This window comes from Spiroplasma poulsonii, from assembly GCF_009866525.1.
In the GTDB taxonomy this organism is placed as follows: domain Bacteria; phylum Bacillota_I; class Bacilli_A; order Mycoplasmatales; family Mycoplasmataceae; genus Spiroplasma; species Spiroplasma poulsonii.
Window position 1 is genome coordinate 624,094 of record NZ_CM020866.1, and the last position, 26,947, is coordinate 651,040.

Genomic DNA, 26,947 nt, shown 5'->3' on the forward strand with positions numbered 1-26,947 from the left:
AAAAATATAATTTTAATTAATTATGTTTTTTATTTAAAAATTTAATATTTTTCCACAACGAAAAATTAATTTATTATTTAAATTATTTAATTTTAAATAAATATTTTATGTTAAATATAATAATTGTAAATTATAAATTGAGGCAATTAAATTAAATCTTAAACCAAATCTTTTTCTTCGATTACGATATTTTTCTGTAATAATTTTAAATTTTTTAAGAATAGCAAAAATATTTTCAATAATAATTCTCATTTTTGAAACTAGTCTATTATATTGCTTTTGTTCTTTGTTTAAAGGGTTTTTCTTTGTTTTCTTTGTAGGTATTAGAACATTATTGTGATTTTTTTGTATTCCTTGATAACCACTATCAACTATTAATTTGGTATTTTTTAAAATTGGGATTTTTGATTCTTTAAATAAAGCATAATCATGTTTTTTTCCGAGCGAAAAACTTGTTGCAATAATTTTTTTGGTTTCTTGTTCGATAATTACTTGTGTTTTGATCGTGTGTTTTTTCTTTTTACCAGAATAAGATTGTTTTTGTCTTTTTTTGGGCGTTGGATTGGAGTTTCGGTAGCATCAATAATAATAGTTTTATCATTAAAATAATCATTTATTAGTGCTTTTTTACCAGCAAGTTGTTGAAAATCAGAGTTTTTAATTAAAATATCTTCAATTCACTTAATATTACGATAACAATTAGCCTCACTAATATCAAAACTTTTACCAAGATGAAAATAAGTCTGATATTCTCGTCAATATAATAAAGTCATCAATAATCTATTTTCTAATGATAATTTATTAGTTTTACCACCTTTTTTAAATTTTTCTATTTCAGCAACTTTTAAAATATCTAACATTTTATTAAAAGTGGATTTTTTTATTCCTGTTAATCTTAACCATTCTCTATCATTAAGAGTATTAAATTTATTATTGTTCATATTTTTATGTCCTCATAAATTATATTTTATAATAATATTTTAATAAAAAAGGGTATCGCAAGAAGTCTATTTAACATAAAATATTTATTTAAAATTAAATAATTTAAATAATAAATTAATTTTTCGTTGTGGAAAAATATTAAATTTTTAAATAAAAAACATAATTAATTAAAATTATATTTTTCTATTAGTATCTTTTTTACAAATATTTGCAATTTTTTAACAAGTAATGCAAGAAGTCTATTATAAAAATCAGATCAATTTTTTACCATAGTTTTAGCTGTAGCTAAAGTAACTGAATTATTTTTTTTAAACTTTCAAAAAAGTTATCATTATCACTTGTTTGAATTATTTCATAAATTAATTGCGTATATTTATAGCCAATTAATTCTTCAGCAATAGGATCAGCTGTAAGAAAATTTAAATCTTCTAATATAATTATTAATTCTTCGTTTGAATAATTATCTATATTTTTTTGTCACTCTTTATTTTCTTTATTAGTCATTTCTCTTCCCCCTAATATATTAATAATTATAACAATTTCTTTTATCTATATGTTATAATTTTATTAACGGTATGAGCTAAATTCTTAAATGTGTGTGGTTTTCACAAGAAAAATAATAAAAAAACTATTTTAAATCATTCTTTTTGTTATAATGGTTTATGTGAAAAATAGTTAGGTAAGGAGTAAAATATGAAATTTAAAGCAGAAAAAATTCAAGATAAAGGAATCGGAAAATGATATGTAACGATTGATGGAACAGAATGAACAGATTATGTTAAAAAAGCAGAAACGAAAGCAGCAAATGAGTTAGAAATTCCTGGTTTTCGAAAAGGAAAAGTTCCAGCTGATTTATTAAAAAAACATTTAACAGAAGCAAAGATTTTAGATGCCGCGCATCATATGGTTGTTAATAAAGCTTATCAGTTTGCTTTTGACCAAAAATCAGAGATTGAACCATTTTCTTCACCAACACCAAGTGTTAAAAAAATTACTTGAACAGAATACATTTTAGAATTAGAATTTGATTTGAAACCAGAAGTTAAAATTAATAAATATACTGGGTTTAAACATGACCACTTAAAAAAAGAAGAGATTGAAGTTAAAAAAGAAGAGATTGAAAATAACATTGATCAATTACGTAACCGTTTTGCAATTTTTAAACCAAAAACAACTCCAATTACAACAGGAGATACTGTTATTTTTGATTTTGAAGGATTTGTTGATGATAAACCATTTAAAGGAGGAAAAGCGACTGATTTTACCTTGGAAATTGGTAGTAATCAATTTATTTCAGGTTTTGAAGAAGCAATGATTGGTTTAAAAACAGGAGATCAAAAAGATATTAATGTTACTTTTCCTGCCGATTATCAAATTGAAGAATTGAGATCAGCTCCTGCAGTTTTTAAGTTAAATATTAAAGAAGTAAAAGCAAAAGAGTTACCAGAATTAAATGATGAATTAGCAAAAGATATTAATTTAAAGGGAATTGATACTTTAGCTAAATTAGAAGAACATGTTAAAAATAATATTAAAGAACAATTAGTAAAACAAGAATATGATCATTTTATTGGGCACTTATTCCGTTTAATTGCTGAAGATTCAGAAATTGCATTACCAGAATCAATTATCCGGAAAGAAGCTAATCAATTGAAACATGAGTTTGAACAAAAGCTACAAGCACAACAAATGGATATGAAAACTTACAAAAAACGAACAGGAATGTCTGAAGAAGATATTTTTGAAGAATTATTTAAAGATGCTAAAAATCGTTTAGAAAATGGGGTTATTGTTGACGGCGTTGTCCAAGCGGAAAAAATTGTCGCAACCACCGAAGAATGTGAAACACAATATGAAAAATTAGGTAAACAATTTGGGATTGATGCAAAAACATTAAAAGAAACAAAATTAGTATCAGAACAACAAGTAAAAGACCAAGTAATTCACGATAAAGTATTTGCTTTTTTATATGATAATAACGGTGAATAAAATAAAACTAACATTTGTTAGTTTTATTTTATTAAGGGGATATATGCTTCATAACCAGCATTTGTCATCTCTGATAAGGGAATAAAACGTAATGCAGCAGAGTTAATACAATAACGGAACTCACCATCAGCTTGCGGACCGTCATTAAAACGATGCCCTAAATGAATCTTTGTTTTGTTAGTACGAACTTCTGTTTGTGTCATTCCGAAGGAATGATCTACTTTTTCTTGGAGTAAAGTTTTATCAATTGGTTTGGTAAAACTGGGTCAACCACAGCCAGCATCATATTGATTAGAAGAAACAAATAAAGGTTCTCCTGACAGAATATCAACATAAATCCCTTTTTCGTGATTATTTCAGTATTTATTTTGAAAAGGTGGTTCGGTCGCATTTTCTTGCGTTACTTCATATTATAATGGTGTTAAATCAGTAATGTTTAAGGTTGTTCAAAGTTTTTTTATGGTAAGCCTTCTTTCTTTGATTAGAATAATCTTATCATTATAAAAACTAAAAGCTTAAAACTTTAATCTTTTTAAGGATATAATAAAAAAGCATAATAATTTACAAAAATTAGCACTTATCTATTGCAAGTGCTAATTTTTTTGTTATAATTCTTTTGTAGTTCAAATTATATTACGATATTCGTTGAAATGTGATAAGATATTGTCAATATAAAGTGAAGGAAAGAAACAGGAGGTGTTTTGAAGATGGATTCAAAAACAACGCAATTAAAAAATGTACCAGTTTTAGTAACACGGGGTAGTTATATTTTTCCAGGCTTTGAACAAGTATTAGAAGTAGGACGAGATAAATCAATTTTAGCAGTGAATACAGCAAACAAGGATTTTGATAATCATATTGTTTTAGTTAGTCAAAAAAAACCACTAGAAGATGACCCAAAATTATCTGAAATTTATCGCATTGGAATTTTGGCGGAATTAAAAATTCGTAAAGTATGAGAAGATGGTAGTTTAACTGTTAACTTTAAAGCAGTTGATCGGGTAAAAATTTTAGACTTACGAGAAGGTGAATTTTATGCTGCTGACATTGATATTCTAAAATCAGTTGTAAAATCAGAGGATAAAATTGCTGAAAAAATTACCGCTAATATTAAAGAACTAATGGAATTACAAGACATTTTACCAGAAGATTTATTAGATCAAATTGGTGATTCAGTTAATGGTAATGAAGTTGTTGATACAATTGCACAATTTTTACCATTTATTCCAGTGGCAAAAAAACAAGATATCTTAGAACAATTAGATGTTGAAAAAAGATTACAAATTATTTTTGATTATTTAGTTAATAAACAACAAGCAAATGATATTGATAATAAAATTAGTAAGAAAATTAAAGAACGAGTTGATGAACAACAACGAGAATATTATTTACGTGAAAAATTAAAAGCTATTAAAGACGAATTAGGTGAATTTGACGATGCGGCTGATGAAATGAAAACATACAAAGAACGTTTAGCAAAAGAATCATTCCCTAAAAATATTAAAGAACGAATCGAACAAGAGATTACTCGTTATGAAGCGCTACCACAAGCATCAAGTGAATCAAACATTATTCGAACTTATATTGATTGAATGATGCAAGTGCCATGATGAGAAAAAACCGAAGAGAAAAATGATTTAAAATTTGCTCAAGAAGTGTTAGATAAATATCATTTTGGATTAGATAAAGTTAAAGAACGGATTATTGAATACTTAGCAGTAAAAACAATGACTAATTTTTTAAAAGGACAAATTATTTGTTTAGTTGGGCCGCCGGGGGTTGGGAAAACTAGTTTAGCAAAATCAATTGCCGAAGCAACTGGCCGTAATTTTGTGAAAATGGCCTTAGGTGGTGTTAAAGATGAATCAGAAATTCGTGGTCATCGTAAAACATATATTGGAGCAATGCCAGGGCGAATTATTCAATCAATGAAACGAGCAAAAACAACAAATCCATTATTTTTATTAGATGAAATTGATAAAATGGCGTCTGACTATCGTGGTGATCCTGCTAGTGCAATGTTAGAAGTGTTAGACCCAGAACAAAACGCAACATTTTCTGATCATTATTTAGAAGAAAGTTATGATTTAAGCAATGTTATGTTTATTGCAACAGCAAACTATTATGATAATATTCCAGAAGCATTAATTGACCGTATGGAAATTATTCAATTATCATCATATACAGAGTTAGAAAAATTCCATATTGCAAGAGATTATTTAGTTCCAAAAGTATTAAGTAATAATGGTTTAGCAGATGGGCAATTAACAATTACTGATGATGCTGTTAATGAAGTAATTAAACATTATATGCGTGAAGCTGGTGTTCGTCAATTAGAACGAGACTTAAATGCAATTGCTCGGAAATTTATTGTTAAATTCTTAAACAAAGAAATGACGAATTTAACTGTAACAGATAAAATTGTGAATGAGTTATTAGGAAAACGTCGTTTTGAACATACTGAAAAAGAAAAAGAATCACAAGTTGGGGTTGTCACTGGTTTAGCATATACCCAATTTGGGGGTGATATTCTGCCAATTGAAGTTAATAGTTTTTTAGGAAAAGGCTCATTAGTCTTAACGGGAAAACTAGGTGATGTAATGAAAGAATCAGCGTCAATTGCGTTAGATTATGTTAAAGCAAATTCAGATAAATTTGGTATTAGTGCAAAATTCTTTGAAACTCATGATATTCATATTCATGTTCCGGAAGGAGCGGTACCAAAAGATGGTCCATCAGCAGGGATTACTTTAACAACAGCAATTATTAGTGCGTTAAGTAATCGTCCGGTTTCAAAAGATATTGGAATGACGGGAGAAATTACATTACGGGGACAAGTCTTACCAATTGGAGGACTCCGTGAAAAATCAATCTCAGCTAATCGAAGTGGTTTAAAAACAATTTTAATTCCAAATAAAAATATTAAAGATATTGAAGATATTCCAAAAGAAGTTCAAGAAACATTAAAAATTATTCCGGTAGCAACTTATGATGAAGTCTTCAATAATGTTTTTGGCACAAACTAAAATGTAAAATGTATCAGTTTTGATACATTTTTTTATTTGTTATTTTATTTTTTATTAATTAGACTTCTTGCGATACCCTTTTTTATTAAAATATTATTATAAAATATAATTTATGAGGACATAAAAATATGAACAATAATAAATTTAATACTCTTAATGATAGAGAATGGTTAAGATTAACAGGAATAAAAAAATCCACTTTTAATAAAATGTTAGATATTTTAAAAGTTGCTGAAATAGAAAAATTTAAAAAAGGTGGTAAAACTAATAAATTATCATTAGAAAATAGATTATTGATGACTTTATTATATTGACGAGAATATCAGACTTATTTTCATCTTGGTAAAAGTTTTGATATTAGTGAGGCTAATTGTTATCGTAATATTAAGTGAATTGAAGATATTTTAATTAAAAACTCTGATTTTCAACAACTTGCTGGTAAAAAAGCACTAATAAATGATTATTTTAATGATAAAACTATTATTATTGATGCTACCGAAACTCCAATCCAACGCCCAAAAAAAGACAAAAACAATCTTATTCTGGTAAAAAGAAAAAACACACGATCAAAACACAAGTAATTATCGAACAAGAAACCAAAAAAATTATTGCAACAAGTTTTTCGCTCGGAAAAAAACATGATTATGCTTTATTTAAAGAATCAAAAATCCCAATTTTAAAAAATACCAAATTAATAGTTGATAGTGGTTATCAAGGAATACAAAAAAATCACAATAATGTTCTAATACCTATGTAAATTGTAAGTGCCAAACCATAAAAAGTTAACTATCAATTTAGTTAACTTTTTTAAGTTAGTTTTAAGGAGTTGAAATTATGCAAACAAAGCAATATTTGATTTTGCGGTCGTTAGTGAAAAAGTACGGTAAAGATAATGTTATTAATACTGTCAATAAGATTGCAAAAGATATTGAAATTAAAAAGTAAAAGAATAAATTATTCCGCGTAATTTATTAGCGGATAATTTATTCAATAATGTTTTTTAATGGAGCAAAGCGACAACGAGCGGAGCGAGTTTGCAAATTTCAATTTTTTAATTTATTGAAAGGAGATATATTATGCCAGGTTGATTAACGACAATATTTAGTGTTGTTATTATATTAGGTATTTTTGCTTGAATTGGTTTATCGATTTATCAAAAAATTCGTCAAATTCGAGGAAAGAAAAAAGATAAAAAAGAAATTGAAAGTAAGGAGGATAAAAAATAATGTTAGGTATGTATTTAACAACAGCGGTTAATTTTTTAGCAGCAGATACGCCTACTATTTCAGATGGAATGGGTTCTATTTGAAGTGGATTAGGACAAGCAATGATGAAAGTTAAAGAAGCAATTTATGCTGTATTACCACAATTAATGACCTTTTTAGGTGATGCGTGAATTATTTTAATTCCATTTGGTATTTTTGTTATCATTAAGATTTTAAACTTTTTCCGTGTTATGGTTAAAGGATTTTAACATTTATTATAACTAATTATTTGTATTAGTTAAGGCACACTAGTTTATTTATATTTTATTAATTTATTATTTTATATAACTATTATTTTAAACTTAATAGTATTTTTCAGTGTGCCAATTTTTATCATTTTTATATTTAACAATGTTTATTAACAGTGTTTATTTAACAATAGATAAGCAATATTTAACAATATTTATAACATTGTTAATTAGAAACAATGTTTATTAAGGAGTTGATAAAATTGAGTAATTTTGTTAAGAAAAATCAAAATGTAGAAAATTATTTTATTCGTAAAGAATTGATAGTTTTTGAAACAGAAAAAGCAAGTTTTATAAATTTACCTAATCATAATCGCCATATTGGTTTTTGATTGAGTAATAAGTTTATTTATCCGAGTGAAAAACACTCAGAACAAGTAGCAATCGGTTTGATTTATGATAATTATTATCCTATTGTAAAATATGATGAAAATTTAAAACGTCATGTATGAAAGTATTTAACTGGAACAGAATTAATAAATTTATACAATCAATATAAACAAAATTATTTTACACAAATGAAAAAAGCTTTATTTCAAAATGAACCTAAAAAAGTAAAAACGACTAACAATAATTTAACAAATTGAAGTGATGAAAAAGAACAACAATTAATTAAAGACCTAGAAAGTTTAAATTAAATGAGTTTATATGACTATTGAGTTCAATTTGTTAGTTATATTATTGGTTCAAATGCCCCTGAATTTTTATATGTTATATCTTTTGTATTATTTATTGTTTTATTTTTTGGAATATTTTTTAAACTTATTCAAAAAATGTGGAGTTTTTAAAAATGCAAAATGATTGAGAAAAATTAAAAGAGTTTTTTATTCATATATTTTTGTTTATTGACAAATTTAACGTTGAAAGTATTACAACTTGAAATTTAACACAAAATGAATATTTAACTCTTATGATTGGTATTTGAATTGTAATTTTATTTTTAACGTGGTTTTTATTGTGAATGGTTTTTAAAATAGTTAGTTGTTTTAAATAATTAAATTTTGTTATTATTATGGTTTTCTCTCCCCACAAAATTTTAAAATCTTTTTTTGAATATAATATATATTTTTATTATGAATGCAATAATTATTAATATAAATAATGTTGTAAAAAATATTTCTTTTGCATTTATTTGACTAATATTTTTAAATATTCATTTTACAAAATTAATTGTAGTAATTAATTTCTCGATAGGATTGATTAAAAAGTTTATAATTCCAATAATAGGCAATAATATTGAAATTATTTTTAAAATTTTCTTAATTTTTATCACTTTCTTTTTTGATTTGTGGGGAGAGAAAACCATAATAATACTAGTTTAATTATAAATAACTATTGGAGGTAAAATGAAAAAGTTCATATTTTTCTTAAAAAATTATTGTTATATTAGTGGTTCAATGATTTTGTTTAGTTTAATTGATTTATTACTTTGGATAATTTCATTAAATTATACTGGTTTAATATTTTGATTATTATTTGCTTTACAATGTGTTTATTTTGTTTGATGAGTATGAAAAAACATATTTTATCAGTTGAATGCTTTTCGGTCAGTTAATTTTGTTTGAGATAATCCGTTATCGGTAATTATTGGTAAGTTAGGAACGGGTAAAACTTTACTTTTAACTTATTTATCACAAACTATGAAATTATTAACAGATAAGATTTATAGTAATTATCCGTTAGAAGATGATAAAGTTAAGGTTTTAACATTTAAAAATTTAGATTTTACAGATAGAACAAAACCGGTTCCTCCTGATGATAGTGTTATTTTATTTGATGAAAGTTATTTATATATTGATGGAACTAGTCCCCACGATGAGAAAAAAGTTCATAGTGGTAAGATTCCGTGAATTGTTTTAGCAAGACATTTTGGTAATCGTGCTTTGTTTACTGCTCAGCGTGAGGGTATGATTTGGAACAATATTCGGCAATTAGCAAGTGGTATTATTATTCCAATTTCATTGAAAAAACCTATTGTTAAAAAAGGATTTAATTTTTTTAATCGTTTCTTTATTATGCGAATTGGTATTTTTCAAGATATTACGGATTATGAAATTTGAAAGACAAAATCAGTAGAACGAACAGCAGAAGGTAAACGAGCAAAACATAAATCTGATGTTGGTTTAGGAATCAGGTTTTTTAAGATAATTATTCCGTTAGAATTTGCACAGAAATATGATAGTCAATGATTAAAGTTTGTTCGTGATTTAAAAAATGATGAAATAGTTAATAAAAAAGAATATTATTGGTCAGAAATTACTAAATTAAGTGTTAAAGAGCGTTTAACATTGTTTGATATTGATATTTTGAAAAAGAATTTAAAACCTAAAAAAGAAAAAGGAAGTGGTAAAGATGATTAATTTATTATCAGAAAGTAGTAATTGAGATAAAATTTTTAGTTTTATTTTTGATGTATTTTTGTTTATTTTTGATGTAATTTGAAATACTAAATTGCCAATGACAAATACAACAATTGCTTATTTTATTATCTTTTTTATGGTTGTTAAGTTATCGATTTATGCTATTCACGGAACAAGAACCCAATATAACGAATTAGGTTCAACAGTACAAACGGGGGTATCAAATATTTATTCTACGACTGCTCGTGGAGTATCAGATACTAAACAAGGTATGCAAAAACATTTTAAAGAGCGTAAACAGTTTAAAATTAATCGTAATAAACAACAATTATCAAGTTTAGCAAAACAAGCAAAAACAAGAGAACAAGGATATCGGAGAGTGAATAAATAATGATTAGATTAGTTTTATTGGTTGCGGCAATCGCTATTTTTGGTACTGGTTTTATTACGGTGATTATAAATCAATTAACATCAGCAAAAAATATCATTATGGATTTATATAACTCAGATACTTTTTTACTTTCTTTATTTGGTAAAATGGCAATTTTGTTTAGTCATCCGTTAATGCTTACAATATCAAGTTTATATATTTTGGGTTTTATTGTTTCAAAAACATTATATAGTTAGGAGTTGAATTTATGGATAATAAAAATGAAAAGAAACAAAAAGAAAATGGTTTATTTATTTCTTGGGTTGATTTAATTTTGTATCTTGTTATAAGTTTTTTGTTAACCCTTATATGTGTATTAGATACAGTTTCAACTATTGATGAATTAAAAGAGAAATATGCTGGTATAAATGGTTATATAATTTATGGTTTATGATTTGATATATTATGATATATTTTAGTAATTCATTATTTTTATGGTTATTTATTTAATCAAATTATTAAATTAATAAAAGAAAATAAAAAAGATAAGGTGGTAAAGAATAATGCGTAAGTCATTATCTTTATTTGCGATATCTATTTTAGGTATTTTAGGTTTAATTATTCCATTTATTACTTTAACAGCATTTAAACCCTTAAATCAGCAGAATTATACTGTTAATCAACAAACAACGGGAATGAATGAAACTGATTTTATTAATACAATGTTTTTACGCAGTAGTTTTTTTGAAAACTGGTCAGAAACAAATTATTTTATTAACCCAACTTTAAAAACATTACAAACATTAACTTATAATGATAAATGATATTTAGACTTTTTAAAGGATAGTTATTCAACTGGGATTTCATTTGATAAGCCTAGTGATGAGTTTATGGATTTATATAAAAATTGAGATACTTATGCTAAACAATATAATAGACTTCTTGCATTACTTGTTAAAAAATTGCAAATATTTGTAAAAAAGATACTAATAGAAAAATATAATTTTAATTAATTATGTTTTTTATTTAAAAATTTAATATTTTTCCACAACGAAAAATTAATTTATTATTTAAATTATTTAATTTTAAATAAATATTTTATGTTAAATATAATAATTGTAAATTATAAATTGAGGCAATTAAATTAAATCTTAAACCAAATCTTTTTCTTCGATTACGATATTTTTCTGTAATAATTTTAAATTTTTTAAGAATAGCAAAAATATTTTCAATAATAATTCTCATTTTTGAAACTAGTCTATTATATTGCTTTTGTTCTTTGTTTAAAGGGTTTTTCTTTGTTTTCTTTGTAGGTATTAGAACATTATTGTGATTTTTTTGTATTCCTTGATAACCACTATCAACTATTAATTTGGTATTTTTTAAAATTGGGATTTTTGATTCTTTAAATAAAGCATAATCATGTTTTTTTCCGAGCGAAAAACTTGTTGCAATAATTTTTTTGGTTTCTTGTTCGATAATTACTTGTGTTTTGATCGTGTGTTTTTTCTTTTTACCAGAATAAGATTGTTTTTGTCTTTTTTTGGGCGTTGGATTGGAGTTTCGGTAGCATCAATAATAATAGTTTTATCATTAAAATAATCATTTATTAGTGCTTTTTTACCAGCAAGTTGTTGAAAATCAGAGTTTTTAATTAAAATATCTTCAATTCACTTAATATTACGATAACAATTAGCCTCACTAATATCAAAACTTTTACCAAGATGAAAATAAGTCTGATATTCTCGTCAATATAATAAAGTCATCAATAATCTATTTTCTAATGATAATTTATTAGTTTTACCACCTTTTTTAAATTTTTCTATTTCAGCAACTTTTAAAATATCTAACATTTTATTAAAAGTGGATTTTTTTATTCCTGTTAATCTTAACCATTCTCTATCATTAACAGTATTAAATTTATTATTGTTCATATTTTTATGTCCTCATAAATTATATTTTATAATAATATTTTAATAAAAAAGGGTATCGCAAGAAGTCTAATATTGATAAATTTTATGATGTGGATAAGAAACAATTTTTAAAAGAATTAACTAATTTCTTTTATTCATTTGCTAAGTATTTTAATACTGTTGAAGTTATTAATAAATTAGAAAAAAGTGTTGATAATTTACAACAAGTTAATTTAAAATTTCAAAATTGAAAGTTAATCCCATTAGATAAATTAAATAGGAATCCAGATAATAAATGATATATTGGAATTGTAAAAAAGAAACAAAATGATAATTTTTCTATTATAAAATTTAATTTTTCAAATAAATTAATTTGAGATAATAGTGGAGTACCTTATCATATTATTAATGGTGTATGATATCTTTTTAAATCATATTATTGTTGAGATGGTTTAAATGAACCTGAAACGCCAAAAATAGATATTAATGACAATCCAATTTTTTGAACTGATGATGAATATCAAAATATTCGTTCTTTTTTATTAAAATATATTAATGCTATTGTGCAAGAAAATATTAGAGTTCAGCAAGGTGGTAATCCTGATTATGATGACTCAAATTTAGGTAGTCAAAGAATAATATTTGATTTTAAAATTATTAATAATATGGAAAAATTAGATTGAAAACCTGATGTTATTTTAACTAGAAAATCAATTTATCGGATGATTTTAACAATTGATGAAAATAAAAATATTGTTGCAGGTAGTTTAGAATTAACACATTTTAAACAATATTGGGATTGTAATAATGCAAATAGTTATCGGTATACTGATGATTTAGGTTTTTTGTTTACTTTTATGAAAGATAAAGATAATACTTTTAATTTTAGTGCTGAAACATATAATTATAATCAAGGTAATTCTTCTAATACTGGTAAAAATGTTTTTGAACAGATGAAAGGTCAAATTGATATTAATAAATTTTTAAAAGCCTTTTTTGCCCATGCTTTGGTACCTGTTTTTCAAAATCGTAGTAATTTTATTGAAAGTGGATATATTGATAATTTAGAATATGATACTGTTTTAATTAACTTTTTTGGTTTAAAATTAGTTAATTTTAGAGATGTTTTAATTGATGAAACTAATACTAATAAAAGTCAATTTGAAAAGTTATTAAATAGTATGTTCACGGTTTCGCAAAACTTTTATAAAGATTATTTACGTACCATTTTTGATTTAGAAAATAATACTTATGTGCAAGGTTATAATAAAAAATATGGTTTATTAGCAAATAATGGTTTTAAAATTTACCCACGATATTTTTATTTTTCAGATAAATATAATCAGTTAGATATTAAATTATATTCAGCATTTAAAAATCGATTTTATAACACCAATTATGGTAATGTGTTTAATTATGATTTTTCAGTTGCAAATAATTATAATATTAATCAAAATGAGGGTTATGTTTTTGAAGGCGCTTTAAAAGATAAATATGGTTTAAAATACAAAAAAATTGAAGAACAAAAAATTGGTTATAATGTTTTTGAATTACAAGCGCAAAAAGAAAATGATATGTATCGTTATTATGATTTTAATTTTGGGATTTACAACTGACAAGAAATAAACAACGGTGGATTATTCCCCGATGGACAATGATGACAAGCACAATATGAAAGTTGTAGTTGATATAATTTAGCGTGTCATATAAAAAATGCCGCAATTTGAGTTGTAAATAATATTCCTGGTGTAAAACAAGTAAATGAATTAGCAAGTGGAGTTGGTAAGATTTTTCAAACAATATATAGTTTTTTTAGTCAAACATTTGAGGTATGAAAATTTAGTCCAGCATTATATAACACAATAACAAATATATTCTTGTTAATTATATTTATGAAATTTGTAAGATTAATATAAAAAGGACTTGTTAGTCCTTTTATTCTTTTCAATATGTAATTTTACCGGTATTTGTATCAATTTCAGGTGTTTGAGGTTCATTTAAACCATCTCAACAATAATATGATTTAAAAAGATATCATACACCATTAATAATATGATAAGGTACTCCACTATTATCTCAAATTGATTTATTTGAAAAATTAAATTTTATAATAGAAAAATTATCATTTTGTTTCTTTTTTACAATTCCAATATATCATTTATTATCTGGATTCCTATTTAATTTATCTAATGGGATTAACTTTCAACTACTATTTTCTGGTGGTTGTTGCGGATTATATGGTGGTTCTGGTTTATTACCTTCTCCCCCGTTTTCATTGTTATTTGGTTTTTCACAACTAATTAATGATGTTGTACTTGTTGTAGTTAATCCGATTGCTCCTAAAATACTTAGTCATTTTTTCATATACTTATCTCCTTATTTAGAATGTTATAATTACTCTATGTAAATCATAACATATTTTAGTGGATGGGTTAAGATAAATTGGACAACAATAATGTGGAGTAAGGATTATAATTAAATTAATAAATGGAGGTGTAATTATGGCAAAGAATCATTATACCGATGAATTTAAACAACAAATTGTTAGTCTTTATAAAACAGGTAAAACAGCAAAACAATTGTCCAGTGACTATCAGGTCGGTAAATCAACAGTTTGAAAATGAATTTATGAATTCAATAATTCTGGTTCATTTAAAGCAAAAGATAATCGAAGCCCAGAAGAAAATGAACTAATTCATCTAAGAAAAGAAATTAAACAATTACGAATGGAAAATGATATTTTAAAGCAAGCCACACTGATAATAGGCAAAAAATAGTAATTATTAAAAACAACAAAGAAAAATATGCAATTACTAATTTATGCAAAACACTAAAAGTTCCTAGATCAACGTTTTATTATCAATTGAAATCAAATAATCCTAAATCAAACCATACTATTGATAATGCTGTTATCAGTATTTTCTTAAAAAGTCGTAAAAATTATGGCACAAGAAAAATTAAAGTTATGTTAGCACAACAAAATATTTTATTATCACGAATAAAAATTAGTAAAATAATGCAAAGATATAACTTAATTTCCAATTATACAAAACTTAAATATAAACATCAAAGTAACAAAAACGCTATATACAAATATCATAATTTGTTAAATCAAGAATTTAATAATTATAAACTACATGAAGTTGTTGTCAGTGATTTAACACAAGTTGCTATCAATAGCAAATGATATTATGTGTGCTTTCTAATTGATTTATTTAATCGTGAAGTTATTGGTTATGATGTTAGTTCTCATAAAGATGCCAAATTAGTTGAAAATACTTTTAAAAAGCTTAGTTTTTCTTTAGATAATATTAAAATATTTCATACTGATCAAGGCAGCGAATTTAATAACAATATCATTTACAATCTTTTAGCTAAAAACAATGTTGCAAAATCTTATAGTAAACCAGGCTGTCCTTATGATAATGCTGTTTCTGAATCAACCTATAAAATTTTAAAAACAGAATTAATTAAAAACAGAAAATTTAAAAATATTGAACAATTTAAATTAGAATTATTTGACTATGTTAATTGATACAATAATGTACGAATTCACAGCAAATTAAATTATTTAACACCAATTGAATATAAAAATCTTTACTCTACATAAAATTTGTCCAAAAAACCCTTGCCATTCCACACCCTTGAATTAACAATGATTAGAGATAAAACCCAACTATTAAATTCAGAAACAAATTCCATCGCAAGACATCTTCTAGAAAGTCTAGATTCAAAAAAAGGTTTTGCATTGTTATTAGCTCCAAGAATACATTCTGATGTAATTAATTATTTTAATTTTTTAGTGAGTATGAATAGAGATAATAATTTAATAATTACAGGAACCCCTATAATAAGATTTATTAATTGACTAAGAGAAGAATCTTTTGTTTCACAAATTAAAATGTCATCAATTTTTGAATTCGTGGAAACTGAATATAAAGAGGTTGAACTAAAAAATATGGAAACAATCAAAAAAGTAGTTTCAAGTCGCAACTTAGAAAAGATAAATTAAAAATATATAAGTAGCAGTAGGACCTAAAACTTTATTCCAACATATTATTATTAATTATTGTTTTTATTTTAAAAAAAGCATATAATTACTATTAAGGAGGATTGGATATGGCGATGTTTAATAATAAAAAGCCAACTTTTGTATCGATGGATTTAGGAACAGCTTATACCTTGGTTTATATATCAGGAAGCGGAATTGTTTATAATGAACCATCAATTGTGGCTTATAAAATTAAAGAAAATAGAATTGTTGCTGTTGGTAATGAAGCATATAAAATGATTGGAAAAGGAAATAAAACAATTAGAATTGTGCGACCAATGGTTGATGGGGTTATTACGGACATTCATGCAACGGAAGCCCAATTAAAATATATTTTTAATCGTTTACGGGTTAGTAAACAATTAGCTAATTCAATTATGTTATTAGCTTGTCCGTCAGTGATTACGGAATTAGAAAAAAATGCGTTAAAAAAAATTGCAATGAACTTAGGTGCAACAAAAGTTTTTGTTGAAGAAGAAGTTAAAATGGCTGCTTTAGGTGGCGGAGTTGATATTTACAAACCTTTTGGAAACCTAGTTATTGATATGGGTGGAGGAACCACTGATATTGCTGTTCTTGCTTCTGGGGATATTGTGTTATCAAAATCAGTAAAAGTTGCTGGAAACTATTTAAATGATGAAATTTTAAAATATGTTCGTTCACAATATGGTTTAGAAATTGGAATTAAAACAGCAGAAATGATTAAAATTGAAATTGGTTCATTAGCAAAACATGGTGATGAACGTAAAATGAAAGTATATGGACGAGATGTTGTTTCAGGCTTACCGCGTGAAATTGAATTAACACCAGAAGAAGTTCGTGAAGTGTTAAAGGTTCCGGTTTCACGGATTATTGATTTAGCCGTCCAAGTCTTAGAAGAAACACCACCAGAATTAGCGGGGGATATCTTCCGAAATGGAATTACCATTTGTGGTGGTGGTGGTTTAATCAAAGGAATTGATCATTACTTTGAAGAAACCTTACAATTACCAGCTAAAATTGGAGAACAACCTTTATTAGCGGTTATTAATGGAACAAAAAAATTCGAATCAGATATTTATGACATTATTCGTCAAGAGCACCAAAAAACAAAAGAATTAGATTATTAATTGTTAGTGGCTAACATTTAACAGTGAAGAATCGCAAAATTGTTTTAGTTGGTTGTGGTTCAGTAGGGACAACATTTCTTTATGCTGAAATTAACCAAGGTTTAGCTCAAGAATATGTTTTAATTGATATTAATTATGAATGAGCATAAGGACATGCCTTGGATCTCGATGATTGTAATGCTGTCTTAGAACGACCATTTTATAGTGTTGATGCCGGAACTTATCAAGATTGTGTTGATGCTGATATGGTTGTTGTAACTGCTGGGCGTCCGCAAAAAGAGGGTGAAACAAGATTAGAAATGGTTGCTGATAATGCTAAAATTATGCAAGAAATTGCTTTAGCAATTAAAGCTTCTGGTTTTAAAGGCATTTCATTAATTGCATCTAACCCAGTAGATATTTTAACTACTGTATATCAAAAAGTAACTGGTTTTGATCCGCATACAATTTTAGGGTCAGGAACTGGTTTGGGTTCTGCGCGTTTACGTCGTTTGATTGGGAAGAAGTTAAATGTACATCCTAGTTCGGTGCACGCCTATATTATGGGTGAACACGGGGATTCAGCAATGACAGCGTGAAGTGCGCTTCAATTTTAGGGAAACGAATTAGTGACTATATTGAAGAAGGACGCTTGACGATTGAGGATTTAAAAACTTGTCAAACTGATGCTATTAATATGGCATACAAAATTATTGAAAAGAAAAAATCAACGTTCTATGGCATTGGTGTTGTTTTATCTCACATTGCGCGGATTATTATCCGTGGTGAGAACCAAGCAATCTTAATTGGTGCATATTTAAGCTGTGAATATGGTCAAAATGGAATTTATACTGGTGTTCCAGCCGTAGTGAGCAACTGTGGGTGAGAACGAATTATTAAATTACATATTAATAATGAAGAACAAGAACAATTTAATAAATCTTGTCAAAAAATTCATGAGACCTTAACTGTTGCTTTTCAAGCAATTGGGATTCAATAAAACTGATTTATTATCAGTTTTTTTATGTTATGATTTAAAAAATAGGAGTGAATATTAATGCAACAACCATTAGCGTTCTTGTTACGCCCAACAACAATTGCGGAGATTATTGGACAAAGTCATATTATTAATGATCAAAATGGTCTTATTTCACGAATGTTTAAATATAACTATGCTAGTTCATTAATTTTTTATGGTGATCCTGGGGTTGGGAAAAGTAGTATTGCTCGTGCTTTAGCAAATGACTTACAATTAGAATATGCTGTTTTTAATGCAGAAATTGATAAAAAACAAGATTTAGAAAACATTATTAAAAAAGCACAAAATGTTGAGCGTTTTATTATTATTGTTGAAGAAGTTCACCGGATGAATAAAGACCGCCAAGATATTTTATTACAATACTTAGAAAATGGGCATTTAATTATGTTTGCATGTACAACAGAAAATCCATATTTTGTTATTAATCCCGCCTTACGATCACGAGCAAATATTATTAAATTAGAACGAATTACTACAGATGAAATGATAGTCGGGTTAAAGAAACTAATTGCTATGAAAAAATTAACTTTAACAATTACTCCCGAAGCATTAGCATTAATTTGCCAATTAGCAAGTGGTGATTTACGAATTGCAATTAATATTTTAGAATTATGTTTAAATTTATACCCAGAAGAAGAAATTACTTCTGCAATTATTACAAGTATTGCTCCATCGGCAAATTTAATTAATTTTGCTGATGGAGATGAACACCACGATTTAAAATTAGCATTACAAAAATCAATTTGTGGTAGTGATGTTGACGCAGCGTTATATTACTTTGCACGGTTATTAGCAAGTGGGGATTATGAAGCTTTGTTACGCCGCATGTTAATTATTGCATATGAAGATATTGGCTTAGCAAATCCATCGATTGCAATTCATGTTAAGGCTGCTGTTGATAGTTTTCGTCAGATTGGTTTACCTGAAGGTCGAATTCCGTTAGGATTAGCAATTGTTGAAATGTGTTTAAGTGAAAAATCAAATAGTGCTTATTTAGCAACTGACCAAGCTTATGAAGATGTATTGAAAGGCAAAATTTATCCAATTCCACATCATTTACGTGATACTAGTTATGCTTCAGCGGTAAAATTAGGAAATGGCGTAGGATATCAATTTCCCAATGATTTTCCAAATGATTATGTTATGCAGCAATATTTACCAAAAGAAATGTTGGGAACGGTTTATTATCATCCAAAATTACATAGTGTATATGAAAAACGAATTAATGAGTTATATGATCGCTTTACGAAATAAACCAAGAAGTTACTTTAAAGTAACTTCTTGGTTTATTTTTTAGCAGTGCTAGAATAAAGGTGTTAGAAATGGAAATGATGATAATGACACTCGTTAAAATTAATGTGCCTGAACTTACATGTAGTAGTTGTGCGATGGCAATTGAAAAGAAATTAAAAAAATTCCTAATATTGAATTTCAAATTGGGGTTGTAACACGAAATGTTAAAATTACTTATGATGAAACACTTGTTAGCAAAGAAGCAATTTTTCAACAAATTTAAAAAGCTGGTTATGATTTTGATGAAATTGCAACTGAACAGTTGTAATTTGGTTTTGACAAATGAAAAAACCACTAAAAACAAAATTAACAAAACGGCAAATTCGTGATTTGTATGAATTAATTATTGCGATTATTTTAAATCTTCCGTTATTGTTAGGGATGATTCCTAGTTTAAGTATTTTACATAACCAATGATTACAATTAACCCTTGCGACAATTATTTTATTTTATTGTGGTCGTCGCTATTATATTAATATGTTTAATGAAATCTTCCGTTGACATTTGTTAGGAATGAATACATTAATTGGTTTAGGAACTTTATTATCATATGGCTATAGTATTTATTTAATTGCTAGTCATAGTAGTTATATGCTGTTGTTTGAAACCGCTGGAACAATTATTATGATTATGTTGTTAGGAAATATTATTAATACAAATGTTCAACGAAAAGTTACGGCTGGCATTGAAAGTGTTATCACATTACAAGTTGATCAGGCTAACCGTGTTGACCCTGATCAAACATTGACAGTTATTAATACAAAAGATGTTCAAGTTGATAATATTTTATTAATTAAAAAAGGTGAAAAAGTTCCTGTTGATGGTGTTGTTCAACAAGGAACTGGCTATTTAAACGAAGCAATGTTAAATTGTTGAAAAAAACTTGGAGTTGAGGTAATTGGGGGAACAGTTAATATGGGCGAACCTTTTTATCTCCAAGCAAAAAAAGTTGGTGCCGATACTGTTTTAGCTAATATTTTACAAAAAGTAGATGAAATCCAAAGTCAAAAACTACGGATTCAACGAATTGCTGATCAAATTGCAAAATGGTTTACACCGTTAATTTTAATTGTGGCGGTTATTACCTTTTTGTGTCAGTACTTTATTTTTCACAAAGGTGATGTTGCTAAAGGCATTGATATTGCTATTACTGTAATTGTTATTAGTTGTCCTTGTGCCTTAGGATTAGCAACCCCATTAGCTGTGGCAGTTGGTTTTGGGAAAGCATTAAAAGAAGGAGTTGTTTTCAATAACACTAGTGCCTTTGAAAAAATTAATAAAATTAATGCGGTAGCTTTTGATAAAACTGGAACAATTACAACTGGTGAATTAACAGTACAACAATTTTTAGGTGATCATGCAAATAGCAAGTATATTTATCATTTAGAAAAGTTATCAGCCCATCCAATTGCAAAAAGCATTGTAAATTTCTTTCCTAATGAGCAATCAGAAATTAAATTTCAACAATTTAAAGAAGAAGCAGGGCGTGGGTTATCTGGTGTTTATAATAACAGTACTTATCAGATTATGAGTTATCAAACAGCAGTCAAAAAGGATTTTCAAAATTTATTAGCCCACCAAGTTGCAAGTTTAACGGTTATTAATCCAATTTTAATTGCCTTCGTAATTAATGAAACAATTACTAATGTCCTTGTTTTAACAGACATCATTCGTAGCGATGCTTCTATTACAATTGCGAAGTTTGCAAAAAAACATATTGCAACCCATATGATTAGTGGTGATAACGAAGAAACAACAAAAGCAATTGCCACAGAAGTTGGCATTGCTAGTTATTATGTTAATGTTGCACCATTAACGAAAGCAACAATTGTTGAATCAATTCAAGCAACAGGGCAAGTAACAGCTTATGTTGGTGATGGCATTAATGATTTAGTGGCTTTAAAACAAGCAGATTTTGCCATTGCAACGGGACAAGGTAGTGAAGTTGCAATTCAAAATAGTGATATTACAATTATTAAACCAAATATTTTTAATATTTATAAAGTCTTTGTATTAACAAAATTAACGCGCCGCTTAATTTGATGAAACTTCTTTTGAGCTTTTATTTATAACTTAATTACGATTCCATTAGCAATTTTAGGAATTATTCCTCCATTAATTGGGGCAGTTGTGATGGGTGCTAGTCAGTTGTTAGTATTACTAAATTCATTAGTTTTTAATAATTTAAAAGTTAAGTTTAAATAAAAAGGTATCTTTTGATCCTTTTTTTATTTTTATAACATAATTTTGGTTAAAACTTTTTTTCAGTAAAAAATATCTTTTTTTGCTTTTTATGTTATTTTTAATATGAGGTATATTACGATATATCATTAAAAGATAATGTATCAAACCTAATGCAAACTGTTTAATAAAGTACTAAAAAATAATAAATCAGATGGGAAGGATAAGAATCATATGAGGAAATTTTTATTGTTGTTAAGTGTGGGGATACTTGCCACAACAACATTAGGAGTCATTAGTTTTAAAGAAACTAGTGATATGACAATTAAGAAAGTTCCGTTAAATTATGAAAACTTAAAATTATTTTTTACAAAATATAATAACTTTCAATATCAAGGCGAATTTTTCTTTAAAGATGCTCAGTTTCAAACAGGAGCAGATACTAAACGAATGACTGCTGATTGGAATGGCAAGGGTTTTTTGGACAAATTTTATGTAGAGTAAAGATTTTTATATTCAATTGGTGTTAAATAATTTAATTTGCTGTGAATTCGTACATTATTAGACTTCTTGCATTACTTGTTAAAAAATTGCAAATATTTGTAAAAAAGATACTAATAGAAAAATATAATTTTAATTAATTATGTTTTTTATTTAAAAATTTAATATTTTTCCACAACGAAAAATTAATTTATTATTTAAATTATTTAATTTTAAATAAATATTTTATGTTAAATATAATAATTATAAATTATAAATTGAGGCAATTAAATTAAATCTTAAACCAAATCTTTTTCTTCGATTACGATATTTTTCTGTAATAATTTTAAATTTTTTAAGAATAGCAAAAATATTTTCAATAATAATTCTCATTTTTGAAACTAGTCTATTATATTGCTTTTGTTCTTTGTTTAAAGGGTTTTTCTTTGTTTTCTTTGTAGGTATTAGAACATTATTGTGATTTTTTTGTATTCCTTGATAATCACTATCAACTATTAATTTGGTATTTTTTAAAATTGGGATTTTTGATTCTTTAAATAAAGCATAATCATGTTTTTTTCCGAGCGAAAAACTTGTTTCAATAATTTTTTTGGTTTCTTGTTCGATAATTACTTGTGTTTTGATCGTGTGTTTTTTCTTTTTACCAGAATAAGATTGTTTTTGTCTTTTTTTTGGGCGTTGGATTGGAGTTTCGGTAGCATCAATAATAATAGTTTTATCATTAAAATAATCATTTATTAGTGCTTTTTTACCAGCAAGTTGTTGAAAATCAGAGTTTTTAATTAAAATATCTTCAATTCACTTAATATTACGATAACAATTAGCCTCACTAATATCAAAACTTTTACCAAGATGAAAATAAGTCTGATATTCTCGTCAATATAATAAAGTCATCAATAATCTATTTTCTAATGATAATTTATTAGTTTTACCACCTTTTTTAAATTTTTCTATTTCAGCAACTTTTAAAATATCTAACATTTTATTAAAAGTGGATTTTTTTATTCCTGTTAATCTTAACCATTCTCTATCATTAAGAGTATTAAATTTATTATTGTTCATATTTTTATGTCCTCATAAATTATATTTTATAATAATATTTTAATAAAAAATGGTATCGCAAGAAGTCTATTAAATAATCAAACTGACCCACAGTATCTAAAATTAACAATTAAAGCAGCAACAACTTCAACTTTGCTAATCGGAACAGCAAGTGTCCAAGTTAGAAATTCGTCACATTATGATCCAACAAAAGCTGATGATTTATCAAAAATTAAGTTTGATAATTATTCATATAATTTTCAAGATTTTAATATTAATAAAATTAGAAATTGAATTATTGATAATGTTCAAAATTATTTGATAAAATATAATTATCTTAATATAGCATTAAATGTTGACTATGGAATTTCTGGAGATGGAATTCCAGAACAAGACCCAATAACACATCATAATACTCCTGGCAATCTATCAGATTCTTTATTGCAAAAGTTTTTAGATACAACCCAAGGGAAAACTAATTTATTAATTACAGTATATGCTGATGATGCATCTGACTTAGCAGTTGGAAGTAAATGAAAGTTTATTCCTAGCGGTACAGAAGTAGAAGAAGATAATAAAGAATATATAGTAATTTATGGAGATCAAGTACAAAAATGAAGAATTATTAAAACAAATGCAAAAGACATTAATCATAGATGAATGTGAAGCACACATGCTAAAATTTATTGTTGAGATGGTTTAAATGAACTTGAAATGCCAGAAATTAATAAAAATACTGGTAATGTAATTTTTTGAACTGATAATGAATATCAAAATACTCGTTCTTTTTTACTTAAATATATTAATGCCATTGTGTAAGAAAATATTAGAGTTCAGCAAGGTGGTAATCCTGATTATGATGACCCAAATTTAGGTAGTCAAAGAATAATATTTGATTTTGAAATTATTAATAATTTAGATAAGTCTGATACTGGTACTATTTTAACTAAAAAATCAATTTATCGAATGATTTTAACGATTGATGAAAAGAAAAATATTATTGCTGGTAGTTTAGAATTAACACATCTTAAACAATATTGAAATGGTAGTAATTATAATAATTATCGATATACTGATGATTTAGGATTTTTATTTTCTTTCATAAAAGAAAAAGAAGATACTTTTAATTTTAGTGCTGAAACTTATAATTATTATCAAGGTAATACTCCCAATACTGGTAAAATTGTTTTTGAACAAATGAAAGGTCAAATTGAGATTAATAAATTATTAAAAACCTTTTTTGCACACGCTTTGGTACCGGTTTTTCAAAATCGTAGTAATTTTATTGAAAGTGGATATATTGATAATTTACAATACAACACTGTTTTAATTAACTTTTTTGGTTTGAAATTATTTAATTTTAGAGATGTTTTAATTGATGAAAGCAATACTAATAAAAGTCAATTTGAAAAGTTATTAAATAGTATGTTTACGGTTTCTCAAAATTTTTATAAAGATTATTTACGAACAATTTTTGATTTAGAAAATAATACTTATGTGCAAGGATATAATAAAAAATATGGTTTATTAGCAAATAATGGTTTTAAAATTTACCCACGATATTTTTATTTTTCCGATAAATATAATCAGTTAGATATTAAATTATATTCAGCATTTAAAAATCGGTTTTATAACACCAATTATGGTAATGTGTTTAATTATGATTTTTCAGTTGCAAATAATTATAATATTAACCAAAATGAGGGTTATATTTTTGAAGATGTTTTAAAAGATAAATATGGTTTAAAATACAAAAAATTGAAGAACAAAAAATTGGTTATAATGTTTTTGAATTACAAGCGCAGAAAGAAAATGATATGTATCATTATTATGATTTTAATTTTGGGATTTACAACTGACAAGAAATAAACAACGGTGGATTATTATTCCCTGATGGACAATGATGACAAGCACAATATGAAAGTTGTAGTTGATATAATTTAGCGTGTCATATAAAAAATGCCGCAATTTGAGTTGTAAATAATATTCCTGGTGTAAAACAAGTAAATGAATTAGCAAGTGGAGTTGGTAAGATTTTTCAAACAATATATAGTTTTTTTAGTCAAACATTTGAAGTGTGAAAATTTAGTCCAGCATTATATAACACAATAACAAATATATTTTTATTAATTATCTTTATGAAATTTGTACGATTAATTTAAAAAAGGACTTATAGGTCCTTTTATTCTTTTCAATCAATTATTAGTCCTGTATCTTTATTAATTTCTGGTATTTCAAGTTCATTTAAACCATCTCAACAATAAATTTTAGCATGTGTACTTCACATTCATCTATGATTAATGTCTTTTGAATTTGTTTTAATAATTCTTCATTTTTGTACTTGATCTCTATAAATTACTATATATTCTTTATTATCTTCTTCTACTTCTGTACCGCTAGGAATAAACTTTCATTTACTTCCAACTGGTGGTTGTTGTGGAATTCAAGGTTTATTAGGTTTATTACCCCCCGTTTTCATTGTTATTTGGTTTTTCACAACTAATTAATGATGTTTTACTTGTTGTAGTTAATCCGATTGTTCCTAAAATACTTAGTCATTTTTTCATATACTTATCTCCTTATTTAGAATGTTATAATTACTCTATGTAAATCATAACATATTTTAGGGGGTAAAATATGAAAAAATATGAAAGATTAGATATTAATGAAAGAGTAAATTTAGAAAAATTAAAAGATAATGAATTATTTAAAAAGAAAAATAGAACAATTAATATTCGAAAAATTGCTAAACAAATGAATAGGTCTTATTCTGTTATTTGAGAAGAATTAAATATGTTTGATAATATTAATGATTATAATGCTGTAAAAGCACAAAAAATACATGATAAAAAGAAAAAACAATGTCGTAAATATTCAATGTTAAATTCACAAGAATTAAGTTATTTTTCTAATGAATATAATAATTTTGGTTGTTCACCACAAAATATTATTATGTCGTATGAATTACAATATAATATAAAATTTGGTGTATGTTTTAAAACAATGTATAAATATATTAGATTAGGTTATTTTAATTTATCAAAAAATAATTTGTATTTTAAAAATAAAAAGCGAAAAACTAAAAATGGTGAAAAAAATGATAATCGTGGTGTATTGCTTAATATTAGAGATTATAAGGAATTTTTAAATGATTATGGAGATGATTTAAGTTTTAGTGGAATTTGAGAAATGGATACCCTTGATTGTGGTAATTTTCATTTATTAGTTTTAGTAAATAGGAAATCTAAAATAGTTTTTTATGATATTTTATTTACTAAAAAAGCAAGTAGCGTGTTAATGGTTTTAATGAAAATAATTAAACAAATTGGTGTTAGCAAATTTAGTTGTATTTTTACAGATAGAGGAAAAGAATTTTATAGATGAAAAACAATAGAAAAATATTTTAAAATAAGAGTTTATTTTTGTGACCCCGGTAAACCAAAACAAAAAGCATTAGTAGAACGAATAAATAGAGATATAAGGTGATGATTTGGGCCAAATGAACCTTTGATTAATATTCGTAGTAGATTAAAAAATGTTTTATATATATTAAATACAACAATACGACCTTGTTTAGGGAATTTTACATCAAGACAACATTTTAAAAAAATATTTGTTCATTAATTAGTTACTGTATATA

31 protein-coding genes and 4 pseudogenes are annotated in these 26,947 nt (G+C 25.7%); 25 read left to right on the forward strand and 10 right to left on the reverse strand.

The annotated features are described in order from the left end of the window. Nucleotides 1-105 precede the first annotated feature (105 nt). From MSROBK_RS13105 to MSROBK_RS03445, 3 genes are all read right to left on the reverse strand, one after another. Nucleotides 106-504 carry a transposase family protein gene (locus MSROBK_RS13105; RefSeq protein ID WP_242441474.1) on the reverse strand — a complete coding sequence of 133 codons (399 nt, stop codon included), beginning with the start codon at nt 502-504 and terminating at the stop codon, nt 106-108. Next, nucleotides 489-941: an IS5 family transposase gene (locus tag MSROBK_RS13110; RefSeq protein ID WP_040092446.1), complete on the reverse strand. Its 453-nt coding sequence runs from the start codon at nt 939-941 to the stop codon at nt 489-491. The genes MSROBK_RS13105 and MSROBK_RS13110 overlap by 16 nt, the downstream gene beginning before the upstream one ends. Before the next feature lie 286 nt (nt 942-1,227). Beyond that, nucleotides 1,228-1,446: a hypothetical protein gene (locus tag MSROBK_RS03445; protein ID WP_040093124.1), complete on the reverse strand. Its 219-nt coding sequence runs from the start codon at nt 1,444-1,446 to the stop codon at nt 1,228-1,230. A 189-nt stretch (nt 1,447-1,635) separates the two neighbouring features. Here MSROBK_RS03445 and tig point away from each other — a divergent pair, with 189 nt between their 5' ends. Then, a complete protein-coding gene (gene tig, locus MSROBK_RS03450; RefSeq protein ID WP_040093125.1) occupies nt 1,636-2,931 on the forward strand; it encodes a trigger factor in 1,296 nt (431 codons plus the stop codon). 23 nt (nt 2,932-2,954) lie between these two features. Here the strand turns inward: tig and msrB are convergent. After that, a pseudogene (msrB, locus tag MSROBK_RS03455) lies at nt 2,955-3,329 on the reverse strand (peptide-methionine (R)-S-oxide reductase MsrB); the annotation flags it as partial. 309 nt (nt 3,330-3,638) lie between these two features. On the opposite strand from msrB, the gene lon reads away from it, so the two are divergent. From lon to MSROBK_RS03515, 12 genes and pseudogenes are all read left to right on the forward strand, one after another. Beyond that, nucleotides 3,639-5,957, forward strand: a complete 2,319-nt coding sequence (gene lon / locus MSROBK_RS03460; RefSeq protein ID WP_040093126.1) for an endopeptidase La — start codon at nt 3,639-3,641, stop codon at nt 5,955-5,957. 128 nt (nt 5,958-6,085) lie between these two features. Next, the gene (locus tag MSROBK_RS03465; RefSeq protein ID WP_040092446.1) at nt 6,086-6,538 is read left to right on the forward strand and encodes an IS5 family transposase; all 453 of its coding nucleotides are present in this window, start codon (nt 6,086-6,088) and stop codon (nt 6,536-6,538) included. Beyond that, nucleotides 6,523-6,714, forward strand: a complete 192-nt coding sequence (locus MSROBK_RS12315; RefSeq protein ID WP_369123220.1) for a transposase — start codon at nt 6,523-6,525, stop codon at nt 6,712-6,714. Before MSROBK_RS03465 ends, MSROBK_RS12315 begins: the two co-directional genes overlap by 16 nt. A 319-nt stretch (nt 6,715-7,033) precedes the next feature. Next, on the forward strand, nt 7,034-7,183 hold the full coding sequence (locus MSROBK_RS03475; RefSeq protein WP_084217950.1) for a hypothetical protein: 150 nt from the start codon (nt 7,034-7,036) through the stop codon (nt 7,181-7,183). Next, nucleotides 7,183-7,431, forward strand: coding sequence for a hypothetical protein (locus MSROBK_RS03480; protein ID WP_040092611.1), 249 nt, complete (start codon nt 7,183-7,185; stop codon nt 7,429-7,431). Before MSROBK_RS03475 ends, MSROBK_RS03480 begins: the two co-directional genes overlap by 1 nt. 242 nt (nt 7,432-7,673) lie before the next feature. After that, nucleotides 7,674-8,108, forward strand: a complete 435-nt coding sequence (locus MSROBK_RS03485) for a DUF3627 domain-containing protein (RefSeq protein WP_040093128.1) — start codon at nt 7,674-7,676, stop codon at nt 8,106-8,108. 152 nt (nt 8,109-8,260) lie between these two features. Next, nucleotides 8,261-8,464, forward strand: coding sequence for a DUF2649 family protein (locus MSROBK_RS03490; RefSeq protein ID WP_040092609.1), 204 nt, complete (start codon nt 8,261-8,263; stop codon nt 8,462-8,464). A gap of 352 nt (nt 8,465-8,816) precedes the next feature. After that, entirely contained in the window at nt 8,817-9,830 is a 1,014-nt protein-coding gene (locus MSROBK_RS03495; RefSeq protein WP_040093130.1) for a hypothetical protein, read from the forward strand. Further along, nucleotides 9,823-10,221, forward strand: coding sequence for a hypothetical protein (locus MSROBK_RS03500; RefSeq protein WP_040092985.1), 399 nt, complete (start codon nt 9,823-9,825; stop codon nt 10,219-10,221). Before MSROBK_RS03495 ends, MSROBK_RS03500 begins: the two co-directional genes overlap by 8 nt. Continuing rightward, complete coding sequence (locus tag MSROBK_RS03505) at nt 10,221-10,457, forward strand: hypothetical protein (RefSeq protein WP_040092604.1); 237 nt, start codon at nt 10,221-10,223, stop codon at nt 10,455-10,457. The genes MSROBK_RS03500 and MSROBK_RS03505 overlap by 1 nt, the downstream gene beginning before the upstream one ends. Nucleotides 10,458-10,468: 11 nt before the next feature. Further along, nucleotides 10,469-10,771 carry a hypothetical protein gene (locus tag MSROBK_RS03510; RefSeq protein WP_040092983.1) on the forward strand — a complete coding sequence of 101 codons (303 nt, stop codon included), beginning with the start codon at nt 10,469-10,471 and terminating at the stop codon, nt 10,769-10,771. Continuing rightward, a pseudogene (locus tag MSROBK_RS03515) lies at nt 10,764-11,207 on the forward strand (spiroplasma phage ORF1-like family protein); the annotation flags it as partial. The gene MSROBK_RS03510 and the pseudogene MSROBK_RS03515, both read left to right, overlap by 8 nt. A 91-nt stretch (nt 11,208-11,298) precedes the next feature. On the opposite strand, the gene MSROBK_RS13115 reads toward MSROBK_RS03515, so the two are convergent. Together MSROBK_RS13115 and MSROBK_RS13120 are read right to left on the reverse strand one after the other, a co-directional pair. Further along, nucleotides 11,299-11,697: a transposase family protein gene (locus MSROBK_RS13115; protein ID WP_242441474.1), complete on the reverse strand. Its 399-nt coding sequence runs from the start codon at nt 11,695-11,697 to the stop codon at nt 11,299-11,301. Further along, nucleotides 11,682-12,134, reverse strand: coding sequence for an IS5 family transposase (locus MSROBK_RS13120; protein WP_040092682.1), 453 nt, complete (start codon nt 12,132-12,134; stop codon nt 11,682-11,684). The genes MSROBK_RS13115 and MSROBK_RS13120 overlap by 16 nt, the downstream gene beginning before the upstream one ends. A gap of 89 nt (nt 12,135-12,223) precedes the next feature. On the opposite strand from MSROBK_RS13120, the gene MSROBK_RS03525 reads away from it, so the two are divergent. Beyond that, nucleotides 12,224-14,029, forward strand: coding sequence for a spiroplasma phage ORF1-like family protein (locus MSROBK_RS03525; RefSeq protein ID WP_052443463.1), 1,806 nt, complete (start codon nt 12,224-12,226; stop codon nt 14,027-14,029). 19 nt (nt 14,030-14,048) lie between these two features. On the opposite strand, the gene MSROBK_RS11465 is transcribed toward MSROBK_RS03525, so the two are convergent. Next, nucleotides 14,049-14,477: a spiroplasma phage ORF1-like family protein gene (locus tag MSROBK_RS11465; protein WP_040093132.1), complete on the reverse strand. Its 429-nt coding sequence runs from the start codon at nt 14,475-14,477 to the stop codon at nt 14,049-14,051. Between the two features lie 137 nt (nt 14,478-14,614). On the opposite strand from MSROBK_RS11465, the gene MSROBK_RS03535 reads away from it, so the two are divergent. The 9 genes and pseudogenes from MSROBK_RS03535 (at nt 14,615) to MSROBK_RS03575 (ending at nt 22,269) form a co-directional block, all read left to right on the forward strand. After that, a complete protein-coding gene (locus MSROBK_RS03535) occupies nt 14,615-14,890 on the forward strand; it encodes an IS3 family transposase (protein ID WP_040092565.1) in 276 nt (91 codons plus the stop codon). Between the two features lie 32 nt (nt 14,891-14,922). Continuing rightward, nucleotides 14,923-15,723, forward strand: coding sequence for an IS3 family transposase (locus MSROBK_RS03540; RefSeq protein WP_242441467.1), 801 nt, complete (start codon nt 14,923-14,925; stop codon nt 15,721-15,723). A 45-nt stretch (nt 15,724-15,768) separates the two neighbouring features. Beyond that, on the forward strand, nt 15,769-16,125 hold the full coding sequence (locus tag MSROBK_RS03545; protein ID WP_040093133.1) for an AlwI family type II restriction endonuclease: 357 nt from the start codon (nt 15,769-15,771) through the stop codon (nt 16,123-16,125). 107 nt (nt 16,126-16,232) lie between these two features. After that, nucleotides 16,233-17,273 carry a rod shape-determining protein gene (locus MSROBK_RS03550; protein WP_040093134.1) on the forward strand — a complete coding sequence of 347 codons (1,041 nt, stop codon included), beginning with the start codon at nt 16,233-16,235 and terminating at the stop codon, nt 17,271-17,273. 17 nt (nt 17,274-17,290) lie between these two features. Continuing rightward, nucleotides 17,291-18,252 (forward strand): annotated as a pseudogene (locus MSROBK_RS12320) (L-lactate dehydrogenase). 57 nt (nt 18,253-18,309) lie between these two features. Then, nucleotides 18,310-19,545: a replication-associated recombination protein A gene (locus MSROBK_RS03560; protein ID WP_040093135.1), complete on the forward strand. Its 1,236-nt coding sequence runs from the start codon at nt 18,310-18,312 to the stop codon at nt 19,543-19,545. A gap of 127 nt (nt 19,546-19,672) precedes the next feature. Further along, the gene (locus MSROBK_RS12090) at nt 19,673-19,807 is read left to right on the forward strand and encodes a hypothetical protein (protein WP_258267058.1); all 135 of its coding nucleotides are present in this window, start codon (nt 19,673-19,675) and stop codon (nt 19,805-19,807) included. Between the two features lie 59 nt (nt 19,808-19,866). Beyond that, entirely contained in the window at nt 19,867-21,789 is a 1,923-nt protein-coding gene (locus tag MSROBK_RS03570) for a heavy metal translocating P-type ATPase (RefSeq protein ID WP_040093137.1), read from the forward strand. Nucleotides 21,790-22,014: 225 nt separating this feature from the next. Beyond that, nucleotides 22,015-22,269 (forward strand): hypothetical protein, encoded by a 255-nt coding sequence (locus MSROBK_RS03575; protein ID WP_040093139.1) that lies wholly within the window; start codon nt 22,015-22,017, stop codon nt 22,267-22,269. A 240-nt stretch (nt 22,270-22,509) separates the two neighbouring features. Here MSROBK_RS03575 and MSROBK_RS03580 read toward each other — a convergent pair whose 3' ends face one another. Further along, on the reverse strand, nt 22,510-23,328 hold the full coding sequence (locus MSROBK_RS03580; protein ID WP_040093140.1) for an IS5 family transposase: 819 nt from the start codon (nt 23,326-23,328) through the stop codon (nt 22,510-22,512). Nucleotides 23,329-23,991: 663 nt separating this feature from the next. On the opposite strand from MSROBK_RS03580, the pseudogene MSROBK_RS03585 reads away from it, so the two are divergent. Continuing rightward, a pseudogene (locus tag MSROBK_RS03585) lies at nt 23,992-25,469 on the forward strand (spiroplasma phage ORF1-like family protein); the annotation flags it as partial. A 20-nt stretch (nt 25,470-25,489) separates the two neighbouring features. Here the strand turns inward: MSROBK_RS03585 and MSROBK_RS03590 are convergent. Further along, entirely contained in the window at nt 25,490-25,786 is a 297-nt protein-coding gene (locus tag MSROBK_RS03590; RefSeq protein ID WP_040093141.1) for a hypothetical protein, read from the reverse strand. After that, nucleotides 25,770-25,874 carry a lipoprotein gene (locus MSROBK_RS03595; protein ID WP_157944225.1) on the reverse strand — a complete coding sequence of 35 codons (105 nt, stop codon included), beginning with the start codon at nt 25,872-25,874 and terminating at the stop codon, nt 25,770-25,772. Before MSROBK_RS03595 ends, MSROBK_RS03590 begins: the two co-directional genes overlap by 17 nt. Nucleotides 25,875-25,944: 70 nt before the next feature. On the opposite strand from MSROBK_RS03595, the gene MSROBK_RS03600 reads away from it, so the two are divergent. Further along, nucleotides 25,945-26,931, forward strand: a complete 987-nt coding sequence (locus MSROBK_RS03600) for an IS30 family transposase (RefSeq protein WP_040093142.1) — start codon at nt 25,945-25,947, stop codon at nt 26,929-26,931. Nucleotides 26,932-26,947 lie beyond the last annotated feature (16 nt).